The organism is Streptomyces sp. NPDC025793 (assembly GCF_055558375.1).
Genome location: NZ_JBVHMR010000091.1, coordinates 1 through 15,115, shown reverse-complemented (window position 1 = coordinate 15,115; position 15,115 = coordinate 1). Strand labels below are relative to the sequence as shown.

Annotated in this window: 9 protein-coding genes and 2 pseudogenes; 5 read left to right on the top strand and 6 right to left on the bottom strand. The window is 67.7% G+C overall.

Annotated features, from left to right (window positions below):
- Positions 1 to 575 precede the first annotated feature (575 nt).
- Positions 576 to 2,000: a non-reducing end alpha-L-arabinofuranosidase family hydrolase gene (locus ACZ4MF_RS47560; protein ID WP_467500525.1), complete on the bottom strand. Its 1,425-nt coding sequence runs from the start codon at positions 1,998 to 2,000 to the stop codon at positions 576 to 578.
- 1,067 nt (positions 2,001 to 3,067) lie between these two features.
- On the opposite strand from ACZ4MF_RS47560, the gene ACZ4MF_RS47555 reads away from it, so the two are divergent.
- Positions 3,068 to 4,501, top strand: a complete 1,434-nt coding sequence (locus ACZ4MF_RS47555; RefSeq protein WP_467500523.1) for an endo-1,4-beta-xylanase — start codon at positions 3,068 to 3,070, stop codon at positions 4,499 to 4,501.
- 1,009 nt (positions 4,502 to 5,510) lie between these two features.
- Here ACZ4MF_RS47555 and ACZ4MF_RS47550 read toward each other — a convergent pair.
- The 3 genes from ACZ4MF_RS47550 to ACZ4MF_RS47540 form a co-directional block, all read right to left on the bottom strand.
- Positions 5,511 to 7,196 carry a ribonuclease J gene (locus ACZ4MF_RS47550; RefSeq protein WP_467500522.1) on the bottom strand — a complete coding sequence of 562 codons (1,686 nt, stop codon included), beginning with the start codon at positions 7,194 to 7,196 and terminating at the stop codon, positions 5,511 to 5,513.
- Positions 7,197 to 7,387: 191 nt separating this feature from the next.
- Positions 7,388 to 7,783, bottom strand: a complete 396-nt coding sequence (locus ACZ4MF_RS47545; RefSeq protein WP_467500529.1) for a hypothetical protein — start codon at positions 7,781 to 7,783, stop codon at positions 7,388 to 7,390.
- 267 nt (positions 7,784 to 8,050) lie between these two features.
- Positions 8,051 to 8,395, bottom strand: a complete 345-nt coding sequence (locus ACZ4MF_RS47540; protein ID WP_467500520.1) for a MerR family transcriptional regulator — start codon at positions 8,393 to 8,395, stop codon at positions 8,051 to 8,053.
- Positions 8,396 to 9,862: 1,467 nt separating this feature from the next.
- Between ACZ4MF_RS47540 and ACZ4MF_RS47535 the strand changes: the two are divergent.
- A pseudogene (locus ACZ4MF_RS47535) lies at positions 9,863 to 10,194 on the top strand (cation efflux transmembrane domain-containing protein); the annotation flags it as partial.
- 141 nt (positions 10,195 to 10,335) lie between these two features.
- On the opposite strand, the gene ACZ4MF_RS47530 reads toward ACZ4MF_RS47535, so the two are convergent.
- Positions 10,336 to 10,896, bottom strand: coding sequence for a hypothetical protein (locus ACZ4MF_RS47530; protein ID WP_467500518.1), 561 nt, complete (start codon positions 10,894 to 10,896; stop codon positions 10,336 to 10,338).
- A gap of 299 nt (positions 10,897 to 11,195) precedes the next feature.
- On the opposite strand from ACZ4MF_RS47530, the gene trhA reads away from it, so the two are divergent.
- Complete coding sequence (gene trhA, locus ACZ4MF_RS47525; RefSeq protein WP_467500527.1) at positions 11,196 to 11,831, top strand: PAQR family membrane homeostasis protein TrhA; 636 nt, start codon at positions 11,196 to 11,198, stop codon at positions 11,829 to 11,831.
- Positions 11,832 to 11,927: 96 nt separating this feature from the next.
- On the opposite strand, the gene ACZ4MF_RS47520 is transcribed toward trhA, so the two are convergent.
- Positions 11,928 to 12,266, bottom strand: a complete 339-nt coding sequence (locus tag ACZ4MF_RS47520; RefSeq protein WP_158925729.1) for a MerR family transcriptional regulator — start codon at positions 12,264 to 12,266, stop codon at positions 11,928 to 11,930.
- A 1,060-nt stretch (positions 12,267 to 13,326) separates the two neighbouring features.
- Between ACZ4MF_RS47520 and ACZ4MF_RS47515 the strand changes: the two genes are divergently transcribed.
- Both ACZ4MF_RS47515 and ACZ4MF_RS47510 read left to right on the top strand, forming a co-directional pair.
- Positions 13,327 to 13,686, top strand: coding sequence for a hypothetical protein (locus ACZ4MF_RS47515; protein WP_467500515.1), 360 nt, complete (start codon positions 13,327 to 13,329; stop codon positions 13,684 to 13,686).
- 85 nt (positions 13,687 to 13,771) lie between these two features.
- Positions 13,772 to 15,017: pseudogene (locus tag ACZ4MF_RS47510) on the top strand (IS30 family transposase).
- The last annotated feature ends 98 nt before the right edge of the window (positions 15,018 to 15,115 follow it).

The following is a 15,115-nucleotide window of genomic DNA, read 5'->3' as shown; positions in this document are numbered from 1 at the left end:
AACGTCACCCGCAGCCGCCTCGGACGCCTCGTCCGCCAAGGCTTCCTCACCCAACCCGGACGAGGCCGCTACCAGAAACGGACTTAACGCCCACTAAGGATGATCAGGCCGACGCTGGAAAAGACTCCGCCAGCGAGGACCCCGCTGGAAGTGAGCATGGCCGCACCGAGTGAATCGCCGTGCAGAGCGAGTCCGGCAGTCCAGCGATTCGGGTGTGTGAGGCCATGTGCCGCGACATGGACGATCCGGGCCATGGACATGAGGACCAGCTGCTCGGACCTGCTCTTCGTGGCCGCGATCCGGGCACGCGACAGCGTGGCGCCTTCTGGCACGGAAGGCCCAGCCCGTCCCTCGACAGCTCATGGGTGGAGACGGAGCACGGCGGCGGGTGACATGCTCAACACCAGCCCGGACCGGCGGCTGGAGTCAACGCATAGAGCCTCCAGCAGAGCACCGTGTCCGGCTCGGCGCTCGTTAGCGGTTCATCAGCTTCCCCGGCGCTGCTTCATGGTGGCAAAGGCGACGGCCGGCCCGATCCGGGTGAGGCCGGCCGTCGGCGAGGTACACAGGCCGGTTCAGCGCTGCAGGGTGAGGAGGCCCGGCCGCCAGGGCAGTTGGTCGTAAGGGCCGCTCGCGGAGGGGGACTTGCCCTGGTAGAGGAGCTGCAGGTTGCAGGGGTCGATGGTCATGGTCTGGTCGGGGTTGTTGCGGACCAGGTCACCGTGGCTGATGTCGTCGGTCCAGGTGGCGCCGCTGTTGGCCTTGCCCGCGAAGGGGTTGCTCTCGCCGGCGGCCTGCGGGGTCCACGAGCCGTTCAGACTGGAGGCCGTGAACGAGCGGAAGTAGCGCTGCTCGTTCGCACCCCGCGCCTCGACGATCATGAGGTACTGGTTCTGCCCCTGGACCTTGTAGACCTGCGGCGCCTCGAACAGGTTCTTCACCGTGTCGCTCATGACCGTCGTGTACGACGAGCCGAAGTTGCCCGGGAAGTTCCCGATCGGCATGCTCGCCCGGTAGATCTTGCCGTTGTCACCGGCGAAGAACAGGTACATGTTCTGGTCGTCGGCGATCAGGGTCTGGTCGATCGGGGCGGCGCCCGGGATGCTGCCGGTGAACAGCGGCTGCGGCGCGGACCAGCCGTTGGGGTTGGTGGGGTCGCTCGACGTGCGGTAGATGAAGGGCCAGGCACCCCACTGGTACGCCAGCACCCAGATCTTCTTGGGCGCGAAGTAGAACAGCGTGGGCGCCACCGCGGACTGGCTCATCCCGGTCTGACCGGCCGACGCCATGTCCGACCAGTTCGTGAAGGGACTGAACATCATCGAGCCGTACGACGATCCCGACACGTTCGACGCGTAGACCAGGTGCCTGCCGTTGTACGTCACGGTGGTGAAGTCCTTCAGCGAGACCCACCCGTTCGCCGGCTGCGCCAGCGCACCCGTCGACGTCCACCGGTACGTCGACGGCAGAGAACACGTGCCGCCCCCCGACGGGGTCGCCCCGGACAGGCCGGTCCACTTCTGGTTGCTGCCCCCGTTGCACGTCCAGATCTGCGCCGCTGTGCCGTTGGCCGTACCGGAGCCCGTAACCTCCAGGCACAGTCCGGACTCCACGCCGACGACCGTGCCGTCGGAGTTCACCCGCCACTGCTGGTTCGCACCGCCGGAGCAGGTCCGGATCCGCACCCGGGTACCGGCCGTGGTGGCGTGGCCCGGAACATCCAGGCACTTGTTGCCGTACACGGTGAGCTGGTTGCTGTCCGCCAACGTCCACTGCTGGTTGGTCCCGCCCCAGCAGTCATAGATCTGCAGATACGTGCCGTCGGTCTGGCTGGCGCCTGGCACATCGAGACACCGGCCGGAACCAACACCGCGCAAGGCGCCGCTGGAAGCCGCCTGAGCCGGGGCGGCGACGAGCATCGCCGCCAACGCGGCCAGGGCCGCAACCACGGCGGCGAGCACCACTGATGGATGCCTGCGGCTGAAACTTCCTCGGTGCATGGATACTTCCTCAACCTTGAGTAGGCGGTTCCGGTTGGCCTCGTCAGAGGCTGGCCGGACTGTCGGTGTGGTGCGGTGCAGCAGTCCGCTGGCACCACGGCGGACGGCGGCAGTTGTTGGGGTCATGACATATACATCCCTGACATACACATGCGGGCATGGCCCTTGCGATTCCGACTTCAGGCGGTGCTGCCCGGCATGGCCCTACCCTGCGATGGAGCGGCCCGAATGTTCGATATGTCGAACAAAGGTCGAGTCATCGAGCAACCCGATGATAGAGAACCGGTGAACGGCGTCAATACCTCTCACATGTATCGCCGCTCACGCCGAAACATTCGTACCACCGCACGCCGACCAGCGCACGCCACACCGTCAAATGACTGGCTCGTAAGCGACTTGACCCCGGAACGGAGCGATGTGCGGGCGGTGCAGACACTCGGTCGGCCCTGCCTCCGACGTCCGTGACATACCGAAATTTCCGCACGCCGCCGACGGCGGCACCGAGGATCGCCGTCCGCTCCCCGGGTGACCGAAAGTTTCGTATGGCAATCGGAAATTTCTTCAGCGCGGAGTATTGACGATCCACGGTCACGCCTCAATCATCCCTGTCTGAGAAACCGGGCCTGGTTCGAGATTCCGGGCTGTATCGGCCTGGGCAATGCATGCTGCACGGCAGATCAGCGACCAGCTGCACGGCAGACCCGCGCACCAGATCACCTGCGCCACCCCGTTCCGTTCCGGTGAGGTTCGCACCAGCGCATCCTGGCTCTTCCCGCAGTTGGAGAGGCATGCGACGCCGTGTGACGGTCCCCCGGCTGAGCCGCGCTGGAGTACCCCATGCCTGTGTCGAGACGTGGAACACGCCCGCCGCCCGCCGTACGTCGCCCGACGGCCGACCGGGTGCGGCGCCCGTGCCGTTGGCGTCATCCCGGTCCCCATGACTGCGGTGTCCGGTGATTCCGTCCTGCCCGGGCTCCGACCTGCCCCGTCCGCCTGCCGGACGGGGCCGGACGACGCAATCCCCTGCGCTTCAGTCGATCAGCGATTTCTACCTCGGAGGCACAGTCATGGGCTCGTATGCCCTTCCCAGATCCGTTACCCGCCGGAAGATCCGCAGCCTGCTGCTGGCGCTGGTCGTCGGCGTCCTCGGTGCGGTCACCGCACTGGCCGCACCGCCGACCGCACACGCCGCCGAGAACACGCTTGGCGCCGCGGCGGCACAGAGCGGCCGCTACTTCGGCACCGCCATCGCCTCCGGCAGGCTGGGCGACTCGGCGTACACGACGATCGCAAGCCGTGAGTTCGACATGGTGACGGCCGAGAACGAGATGAAGATCGACGCCACCGAACCACAGCGGGGCCAGTTCAACTTCAGCGCCGGCGACCGCGTCTACAACTGGGCGGTGCAGAACGGCAAGCGGGTGCGTGGCCACACACTGGCCTGGTACGCCCAGCAGCCCGGCTGGATGCAGAGCCTCAGCGGCAGCTCACTGCGCCAAGCGATGATCGACCACATCAACGGCGTCATGGGCCACTACAAGGGCAAGATCGCCCAGTGGGACGTCGTGAACGAGGCCTTCGCCGACGGCAATTCGGGAGGTCGGCGGGACTCCAACCTGCAACGCACGGGCAACGACTGGATCGAGGTCGCCTTCCGCACCGCGCGCGCCGCCGACCCGGCGGCCAAGCTCTGCTACAACGACTACAACATCGAGAACTGGACCTGGGCCAAGACCCAGGCCGTGTACGCCATGGTCCGGGACTTCAAGCAGCGCGGGGTGCCGATCGACTGCGTCGGGTTCCAGTCGCACTTCAACAGCGGCAGCCCCTACAACAGCAACTTCCGCACCACCCTGCAGAATTTCGCCGCCCTCGGCGTCGACGTGGCCATCACCGAACTCGACATCCAGGGCGCCTCGGCCTCTACCTACGCCAACCTGACCAACGACTGCCTGACCGTCCCGCGCTGCCTCGGCATCACCGTCTGGGGTGTGCGCGACACCGACTCCTGGCGATCGGGGGACACGCCGCTGCTGTTCAACGGCGACGGCAGCAAGAAGCCTGCCTACACCGCCGTCCTCAACGCACTCAACGGCGGCGGCTCCACGACACCCCCTGCGGATGGCGGACAGATCAAGGGCGTCGGTTCGGGCCGTTGCCTGGATGTGCCCGGAGCCGGCACCACCGACGGCACACAGCTCCAGCTGTGGGACTGCCACAGCGGCATCAACCAGCAGTGGACGTACACCGACGCCGGCGAGCTCAAGGTCTACGGCAACAAATGCCTTGACGCCGCCGGCACATATAACGGTTCCAACGTGCAGATCTACAGCTGCTGGGGCGGCGACAACCAGAAATGGCGCCTCAACTCCGACGGATCCATCGTCGGCGTCCAGTCCGGCCTCTGCCTCGACGCCGTCTCAGGCGGCACCGCCAACGGCACCCTGATCCAGCTCTACTCCTGCTCGAACGGCAACAACCAACGCTGGACCCGTACCTGAGGGGGCCTGCCACAAACGAAGGGGTGAAGCCGTGACAGCCCACGGTGCGGCTTCTCCCGCCCCTCCGCAAGGACATCGTTGACGGTCCCGGGTCGCCGCCGTGGTGGCGGCGACCTCGCGATCGGGATGCTCGCCGCGGCGCATCCGGCGCCCGCCGAGGCGGCGAGGGCGAACGCGGTGGGCGAGAGTCCGTCCTGCTCAGGGCTGAGCAGACTGCGGCAACCAGCTCACCCGGGGATCCGCCCTCGCTCGCTTCGGACACCGGCTCGCACTCGGCTGCCGCCAACCCAGACTGCGGGTGCGCGTCGCCTTCCCCCGACAGGACGTGCCAGCTGGCGATTGACCCGCGCCATCTGATCCGGGACAACCGCGTCACGCTCCGTCAGAATCAGCGTCGAACGAGCGTCAAGACATTTGCCGAACCCGGCCCTCACGGAGTTGAGGCAAAGCGTTCTCGACCCGCGCCCCGCTGCGAAGCCGCAGGTGAGACATGTGGCAGGAACCTGCATCATGCTCCATGCGGTGGACCTACGGAAACATGTCGGCACGACCCGCACGTAACCTGGGAAACCAGAAGAACAGCAGGTCAGACGCCCTTTGCTGCGGGCCCAAGAACAGCCACGCACTCCACGTGCGACGTCATCGGAAACACGTCACACGGTGTGTGGACGGGAGAATCTGCAGGTCACATGGGGTTTTCCTGCCTTGGGCGCGGAATGTGAGGCGGCCGGAGCGTCAAATGAGCGTCATGTCTGACGGACTTTCTCTCCTCCTTTGGCCGGTACACCGGGCTTTCCGTGTTTCTGATGCCCGTGGCCGTCATGTTGCTGCTCGGGCGGCAGGTCAGCTGCTGGAGGTGCTGCGGGATGCCCGGCGCAGCGCTCGCCACCGGGCCGCCCGGGCCGACCCGGTGGGCCGGTGATGAGGCTGGACATCAGGACCGACTCGTCGCCGGGTTTCACCTCGTGCACATCGGCGTCCGCCCCCGGACACCTGCCCGGGCTGTGGCTCAGGCGTCGATGATGACGGGGATGATGAGGGGTTTGCGGCGGTGGGTGCGGAACGCCCAGTTCGCCACGGCGCGGGCGAGGAGTTGTTCGAGTTGGCGCGCGTCCCCGACGCCTTCCTCGGCTGCGGTGGCCAGGGTCTTCTCGATAACGGGGATGACCGGCTCGAAGGTGGCGTCGTCGTGGACGAAGCCCCGGGCCAGGAAGTCGGGGGCCTCGGCGAGGGCGCCGGTGTCCGCGTCGACGATCGCCACCACCGTGACGACGCCTTCGGCGGCGAGGGTGAGGCGGTCCTTGAGGGACGCCTCGGTGGCGCCACCGACCTCCATGCCGTCCACGTAGACGTTGCCGGCGGGGACCTTGCCGGTGATGGACGCGCGCCCGTCGACCAGGTCGACGACGACGCCGTCCTCGGCGATGACGACCCGGTCGGGGTCGACACCGGTACGGATGGCGAGGTCGCCGTTGGCCCGCAGGTGGCGCCATTCGCCGTGCACGGGCATGACGTTGCGGGGCTTGACGATGTTGTAGCAGTAGACGAGTTCGCCGGCGCTGGCGTGCCCGGAGACGTGCACCTTGGCGTTGCCCTTGTGGACCACGTGGGCGCCCCACCGGGTGAGTCCGTTGATCACCCGGTAGATGGCGTTCTCGTTGCCGGGGATGAGGGAGCTGGCGAGCAGGACGGTGTCGTCCTTGCCGATGCGGATCATGTGGTCGCGATTGGCCATCCGTGACAGCGCGGCCATCGGTTCGCCCTGGGAGCCGGTGCACACCAGAGTGATCTTGTGGTCCGGGAGCTTCTCCAGCTCCTTCGTGCTCACGACCAGACCGGAGGGGACCTTCAGATAGCCCAGGTCACGGGCGATGCCCATGTTGCGGACCATCGACCGGCCGACGAAGGCGACCTTGCGGCCGTGCTGGTGGGCGGCGTCCAGGACCTGCTGGATGCGGTGGACATGGCTGGCGAAGCTGGAGACGATGACCCGGCGCGGCGCGGTGCGCATCACCTGCTCGATCGCTGGGTTCAGCTCTCGCTCGGAGGTGGTGAAGCCGGGTACTTCGGCGTTGGTGGAGTCGGTGAGGAAGAGGTCCACGCCCTCCTCGCCGAGGCGGGCGAAGGCGCGGAGATCGGTGATGCGGTCGTCGAGAGGGAACTGGTCCATCTTGAAGTCGCCGGTGTGCAGCACCATCCCGGCCCGGGTGCGGATCGCGACCGCGAGGCTGTCGGGGATGGAGTGGTTGACCGCCACGAACTCGCAGTCGAAGGGCCCGAAGCCACGCCGGTCGCCCTCTCGCACCCGCACCGTGCGCGGCCGGATGCCGTGCTCCTTGAGCTTGGCCTCCAGGAACGCCAGCGTCAGCTTGGAGCCGACGACCGGAATGTCGGACCGCTCGCGCAGCAGGTACGGCACGCCGCCGATGTGGTCCTCGTGGCCGTGGGTGAGGACCACGGCCACGATGTCGTCCAGCCGGTCCCGGATCGAGGTGAGGTCCGGCAGGATCACGTCCACGCCGGGCTGGGTCTCCTCGGGGAACAGCACGCCGCAGTCGACGATGAGCAGCTTGCCGGCGTGCTCGAAGACGGTCATGTTGCGGCCGATCTCACCGAGGCCGCCCAGGGCGACGACCCGCAGCCCCCCTTCGGGAAGGGGCGGGGCGGCTTTCAGCTCGGGGTGCGGATGACTCATACCCTGACGGTACCCGGAGAGCGGGACAGGTGATCCATTACCTCCTCCCGACAGGGTCGGGGCACCACAACGGGTGTCCGGGGACGATCCGATGACGCCGGCGGCCGGACAGGGAGGGGTCTAGGCGGGGTCCAGCGAAGGTGAGCTCAAAAGCCGCCACGAGATGATCTTGGAGTCCTGAAGGCGGCTGGTCAGGATGCGGTAGGCATCGCGCGGGCGAGCGGCGCCAGGTTTCCGTACGGGGCGGCGTGCAGGGCGGCTGCGAGTTCGCGGGCCCGGCTCTCGTCTGCCACGTCGTGCAGTACGAAGTAGACCGCCCCCGCGGAGGAGTCCGAGCGGATCTCGCCGGCGCGGATCATCTGGATGACCGCGGCGCGGATGGCGTCGTACACCGAGTCGGCGACGGCCTGCTGCGGGGCGGTGATCATGTCGGCCACCGTCCAGTGCTCGCCCAGAGACTCGATGGCGACGAAGACGGCGTCCTGCTCCTTGGCCTGCCGGTACGCCGCTTCGAAGGCCGCCATGCCCGTCGGGCAGGGCATGAGGTCGGCGGGGTAGGGAGCCGGCAGCGGCTGCACGAGAACCATCGTGCCGGGCGCGCGGGACGGCACAGACGTCGACACGGCAAGCATGTGCCTCACTGGGCCTGGCAGGCCGCCGATGGGCAACCGGCGCGCTGGCAGGGCTCCGGCCCGGGACTGGGGGAAACGTCTTGGACAGAGAAGGACCCCAGCGTGGTGATCGCCGGGGTCCTTGCCCTGTGGTAGTCAGGGGCGCTCGTTTCAGGGGCCGATGGTGGGGTCCAGTCGGTGGCGGGCCGGGAGCGTCGTCCGTGTCTTCGTGCCGGCGTCCGGTCAGGCTGAGGTCTTCGACTGCGACTCGGGGCCTTGTGTGCGCATTTGCTCGTTGATGCGCTGCGCTTCTTCGAGTTGGTCTTCGAGGACGATGATGCGGCAGGCAGCTTCGATGGGGGTGCCCTGGTCGACGAGTTCGCGGGCACGGGCGGCGATGCGCAGCTGGTAGCGGGAGTAGCGGCGGTGGCCGCCTTCGGAGCGCAAAGGTGTGATCAGGCGGTGTTCGCCGAGGGCGCGCAGGAAGGCGGGGGTGGTGCCGAGCATCTCGGCGGCCCGGCCCATGGTGTAGGCGGGGTAGTCGTCGTCATCGAGAGGGGTGACGGCGCGGGAACTGCCAGGGGGCATAGACCTCTTCTTCCGGGGGACGCGTCGGGGGGCCCGGGCGCCGTACTGGCACCCGGGCCCCGAGCTTTCAACACCATCTACCGGCGAACTGCGCCGGCCTTGTATGTCCGCAGGGTCCGCCTGCGAGGGCAGGACTGCGGGGATCGCGGATGCGTGACCGGGGACCACCTTCCAATCCGGGGCCTGCGGTACCCGGGCGGACTGCTTCCTCGCCCGGGCGATCCTGATGGCGTCTCGCTCCTTACCTTCGGTTACTCGGTTGCACTGCTGGATACCGCGGGTACTGCTCACGACCCTCTTGGGCCGCGTCCTGCTTGACCTGCCGGCATGGCAGTTCGTGTCTGCCGTGCCCACTTCGACTTCCTGGGTACGACAAAGACAGTACTACTGCGACGGACCAATGTCTACTATCGTAACGACAGGTTTTCTCCATGGTTAGTGTCTGGAGTTCTTCCGCAGATACACTCGGAAGAGTGCTGTCCCGGGTTGCTTCCCGGCTCGGCGACCACATGCTGAGCCTGGAGGCACAAAACCGATCCAGGGTGGGGGTGACAGCGCATGACCGCCATGGAGACCCGCCGTTACATCGGTACAGCCGTTGACGCTGAGATTGATCATGGCCCTGAGTTGAGGGCTGCCGCCGCCCCCGGGCCGCCGAGGTACGCGCCAAACGGGCCATGGGGCGATCTTGTCCCGTGAGTGATCCGCAGGGTTCCGGTGTGCGCGGAGGCCGGCTGGCCCGCTTCCATGAACGACGGCGGGAGGCTCGCCGCAGCAGGGGGGCCGCGGCGGCGGTCGTTGGAGGAGGCTGCTCAGCGGGCGGCCGACGACCTGGAGGGCCGGTAGACACCTGCGCCCGGTTCCGGCGCCCCTGACGGTCACAACAGGCGGCGGCCGGATCGCCGCCGGGGTCGTCGGCCAGCACGATGGCGGCCCTGACTCCCGGTTAAGGCGCACGAATACCCCCGAAACGACATGACACGCATCCGCACGACCGGCCCTCGCCCGGCGTGACTTTCCTGTGGCAGTGCGCGTTGGACGGTGCGACACGCGCACTCCACCGGCCCTCCCGCCGGAACAGGTGTGGTGACGGCCCCTTGATCCCGCCCGGCGACAGGGGGCCGTCGTCGTGAGTGGTGCCGGGTGGTGGTCAGCGGCGGGGACGCCAGCGGGTGAAGACGCACTGGTCACTTCTGCGCGATCTGCGGCGCCGTTGGCCCGTAGGCTGCCGGTGTACGCGGCCATGTCGTCGTCGACGACCTTCGGATGACCACCGTTGCCGGACGCGGTGAGCGGCAGGCTCGAACGGGTCTGATGCTGCCGATGGCCCGACCGTCAAGTCGGGGAAATGCGCAGGTCAGGGCAGTGTTATCTGCAGTGGAAACCGATGCCGTTGCAGCCTTTGCACAGCCCGAAGTGCGGTTCACTCGGCCGCCGAACACGCAGACGACGGTGAGGGGGTGGAGCATGGGCGGCCATGACCACGGCGGGCACGACCACGCACACGATCATGGCGGGCACGGTCATGACCACGGGAGCGGGCACGGCGGACACAGCCATGGAGTAGCGGCGGACGCAGACCGGCGCTGGCTGACGATCGCCCTCGCGCTGATCACCGGATTCATGGCCGTCGAGGTGATCGTCGGCGTTCTGGCCCACTCGCTGGCGCTGATCTCGGACGCCGCGCACATGCTCACCACGCCGCCTCGATCGTGCTGGCCCTGACCGCGATGCGGCTGGCCGCCCGCCCGGCGCGCGGCGGCTGCACCTACGGTCTCCAGCGCGCCGAGATCCTCTCGAACCCGTCTTCTCGGCAAGGACCAACTGACCGACGCCTCCCACCACCACCGTCCGAGTCGTGCCCGGATTCGTTCGATCACAGGTCACTGCTCGAACGTCCCGAATTATTCGGATGCTTGTGTGTGCCGGCTCGGCCGGGGTCAGACACTCGTCCATGCTTCGATGAAGGCGTTACGTCCGGCCGCATCAGGCGACTTGTGGTCCGCATGAAGGACGCGCCAGGCGGTGAGTTCCAGGTCCCGGAGCCAAAGTTCGCCGATGACCTGTGTTCTGAGATCAGGTAGGTGGTCGGACTCGGCGAGCGCCTGGCCGATCACCTCTGCGGCCGCAACGCGCTGGGGAGGCGTCATCTCGTCTACGGCCGAGAGGATCTGTCCGGCCAGACCGGTTCCCTCTCCGGCCAGCGAACGCAGCACCAGGTCCTTGATATTGGTCGGCAGCAGGTAGGCGGTGCCCGAGGATCTCCACAGGTTCGACCAAAAGCGTTCTCCTGCGTCGGTGGGGGCGGGGAGCGCGGCCAGCAGTCCGAGGAGGTGCCCGGTGGCCGCATAGCCATCGGAGTGGGCCGCCGCGAGGACCGCTATGCCGACGACACGCTCCACGTCGAAACGGCCGGTTTCGAACTGTGAGGGCAGCCCCAACCTTTGTGCCAGCTGATCTGCGAGGGGGGCGGATGCGTGGGAGGGGAACTCGGGAAGCATCGGCGGTCCTTGGGCGTAGGTGGGCGGAGATGCACGCTCGGGAACCTTGGTCCTTCCCATGGCCAGGCGGCTTACACGGCTTCCGCAGGCCCAGTTGGTGGCGAGACCGACCTCGACGGACGCTGCCACGGGCAGGCTCTTAGCATGATCGGATGGTTGCCGATGATGCCCAGAAGAACGGGACAGGACGGGAAGTTGTGTCTGGGGACGCCGTAGCCGGTCTCTCCGGCGGATCACATCATGGCGATGCCGGGGAGGAGTTTCACCCGGTTGCCGACCTGGTCGAGTGGGCGGCCGACCTGGTCGAGCCGGTCAAGCCGAAGCTGCGTGGCTGGCTCCATGCCGCGATGGTCCCTGCCTCGGTGAGCGCCGGCATCGCCCTCGTCTGCCTGGCTCGGACCCAGCAGGCGGCCCTGGCCTGCACCGTGTACTCCGTCACCGCCTGGCTGCTGTTCGGGACGAGCGCCGTCTACCACCTCGGTACCTGGGGGCCGATGGGCGAGGCCGTCCTGCGTCGCCTCGATCACGCCAACATCTTCCTGATCACCGCCGGGACCAGCACCCCTCTGGCCGAGCTCCTCCTCCCTCCCGACCGGCGAAACCTGCTGCTGTGGATCGTATGGACGGGCGCGCTGACCGGTATCGCCTTCCGCGTGCTGTGGGTCAACGCTTCCCGCTGGCTGTACACCCCCTGCTACCTGGCCCTGGGATGGGCACCGGTGGGCTGCCTGCCTGACTTCCTGCACACCGGCGGTGCGGCCGTGGTCACCCTGACAGTGACCGGCGGTCTCCTCTACAGCGCGGGCGCGGTGGTCTACGCCGTCCAACGCCCCGACCCCTCGCCCCGCTGGTTCGGCTTCCACGAGGTGTTCCACGCCTTGACCGTGGCGGCCTTCACGGCGCACTACATCGCCATCTTCCTCGCCGTCTACTGACGGTGGAGCCGTTCGGACGCGAGCACCATCTCTGCGCGCCGCGGCCCGGCCACGCGCGAGTGTGACAGCCCGCCGATACCGGCGGGCCCGCTCACCTCAGGCTGCGGCCGATGGACTGGACGATCCGCCGGTGCGCCGGTATTCGGCGTTGATGCGCTGGGCTTCTTCGAGCTGGTCTTCAAGGATGATGATCCGGCATGCGGCCTCGATCGGGGTGCCCTGGTCGACGAGCTCACGCGCGCGGGCCGCGATGCGCAGTTGGTAGCGGGAGTAGCGGCGGTGTCCGCCCTCGGAGCGCAGTGGTGTGATCAGTCGCGCTTCGCCGATGGCGCGGAGAAAGCCGGGAGTGGTACCGAGCAACTCGGCGGCCCGGCCCATCGTGTAGGCGGGGTAGTCGTCGTCATCGAGACGGCTTAGCGACTCGTCTGCTGTCATCTCACCTCTCTGTGGAACGGGTAGAGGGGCCTTGGTGCCGCTTGGCACCAAGGCCCCGAAGGAACTGCAACACCATCTGCCGACCCTAGTGCTGCGCCGGCCTTCTGTTTCCGCCCAGCCGCCTGATACTCCGACGGGGGTGCGGGGATCGCGGATGCGTGACCGGAGACCACCTACCTATCGATGTCCTGCGGTACCCGGGCTCGCGTCTTCCGCCCGGGCGATCCTGATGGTGCTCGACTCCTCCGTTCTTCCCTCGGAACCAATCACTTGCAAACAGGGATTGCGTACTACTGATACTGCAACCGCGTCAACTGCGGTCCTGCTCACGGCGGCCCCTCATCACTTCGGGCCACCCGGTCCGGTCGTCAGTCCCGTCGCCGTCGCACAACAACCTGGCTTCGAAACTCCACCACCGCACCGTCATACGTGGACTGCTGCCCGGCAGTTCGTGTCTGCCGGGCCTTGCTCGATCTCGGCTACGAAAGAAACCATAATCACTGAGACATCGAATGTCTACTCCAGCGAGCATAGATTTGCTGCGGCTCGACGATGAGGTCTCCCGCTGAGCCGATCTCCGAACACTGGGGGCGTCCGCAGCGCAGGTCCGACGCACGGATGAGACCCAGCCGCCCGCGGAGCTTCCCGTGGCGGCGCCGACCGGCGCGGCGCGTCGACCGCGATTCTCAGCCCCCTCCGGCGTGCACGGTGGCTCGGGTGGGTTGGCGGGCGGGGCGCAGGGTCGGATAGGCAAGGGCCGGGCATGAACGTTCTGCAGACGAGGGTGACCCTGATGAACACGATGTCCGTCAACGCCACAGCTGCCCCGTTCCACACGGCCGTTGCCGACGCACGCGATACCGCACAAGCGTTCATCGAAGACCTGCGGCAGCCGAACGGCAGCCGACCAATGCCTCGAAGCACGCCCCTGGCTCGCAGCCGCCGCACATGCGCACCCCAGACCTGTAGTGCGGCACCAGGGGAGCCGTATGCGCCCGTCTCGCCCGGTTGCGCCATCGTCCAAGCCGACCGGGCGGGCCGGTGCATAGAATCCGACCCCATGTCGAAACCTGACGAACTGCTCGTTGCGATAGCTGCCCTCGTGGAGTCCGGGCAGAGCAATCAGATGTCCCTGACCGTGGTCACCAGTGGTGCTGTCATCACCGGTCGGCTGGCTCCGGAAGCCATGTGGAGGCAGAGGGTGTCTGAGGTGCTGGCGGACTCCGCCGATCTGGGCGAGTTCTCCCCCGTCTTCGAAACCCCCGCGAGGAAGGACGGACCGCCCACGCATCTGCATTTCCACGTCGCCAGGATCCTGCAGGGTACGGTGGGGATCCCGGAGACAGGCGGGATGTACCGCGTCGCGATCGAGGACGTCAGTGCCTGGACCGTGGGCGACTTCAGCTACTCCGACCACTGACTCACCGACCCACGGCACACAGTGAGGCCCCACCGGCACGCTTCCGTTCCAGTGGTCGTCGCAATACCCCAGTTCAAGGGGTGCGATGGACTTGGAGATCCGGAAGGATCTGCGGCCTCAGGGGCCGAGGAGGTTGGACCCTGAGCGGGAGGAACACCTTCGGCTCGTGGATCTTGGAATAGGGAACACGGAAGCCTGCCGGATCATCGGCATCAACCGCCGCGCCGGCAAGCGTCGGCTCTACGGCCGGCAGGCATCCGGGAGGTACAGGGCAGCCCCGCCCGTCGTGGACACGGGGCTGCCCTGGCAAGCACCCGAACCCCCGGCTCGCCCTGAGGAACCCCTCGGCCCGTCGCGCTACCTCACCGACGCCGACCGCATCCACATCGCTGACCGGCTCCGGGAGACGGCGTCCGTCCGGGCCATCGCGGCCGGGCTTGGCCGCAGTCCCTCCACCGTAAGCCGGGAGATCGCCGCAACCGCACGCTCATGCCCAACGGCGGCTGGTCCTACCGTCCGTACGGCGCCCAGCGCCGCGCGGACGCCCGCGAACCGCGCCCCAAGCCCGGCAAGATCGGCCAGAACCCCAGGCTGCGGGACTTCCTCCAGGACCACGTGACCCGGCGGTGGAGCCCGGAGCGGATCTGCCACGCTCCACGGGCACGCTTCCCCGACCAGCCGGAGATACACGTGGTCCACGAGACGATCTACCAGGCGCTTTACGACCAAGGCCGCGGGGAACTGAGGCGCGAGCTGACCCGGGCCCTGCGGACCGGACGCGCGATACGCCACCCGCACCGGCACGCGGCGGCCCGCCGATCGCGGTTCGTGCGCCCCATGGTCATGATCAGCGAACGGCCCGCCGAGGCCGCCGACCGGGCTGTCCCCGGCCGCTGGGAAGGCGACCTGATCGTCGGCAAGAACAACGGCTCCGCCATCGGCACCCTGGTCGAACGCAGCACCCGCTACCTGCTGCTCGTGCACCTCCCACGCGACCACGGCGCCGCCGCCGTCCGCAACGCGCTCACCGAGACCGTCCAGACCCTCCCGCCTCACCTGATGCGGTCCCTGACCTGGGACCAGGGCATCGAGATGGCCTCCCACCGCGCCTTCACCATCACCACGGACATCCCGGTCCACTTCTGCGACCCGGCCAGCCCCTGGCAGCGCGGCTCGAACGGGAACACCAACGGCCTGCTGCGGCAGTACTTCCCCAAGGGCACCGACTATCCCGCCACACCCGCGAGGACCTGGACGCCGCCGCCACCGAACTCAACAGCCGCCCAAGCAAAACGCTCGACTGGGAGACCCCAGCCGAGCGTCTGTCTTAAACTCAATGCCGTTGACTTAGGGGTCTGGTGGGGGTGCGATGGCAGGTATGACCTGCAGCGTTTCGACTGGCCAACAGGTGGGCTTGGGCGGTCGCGGG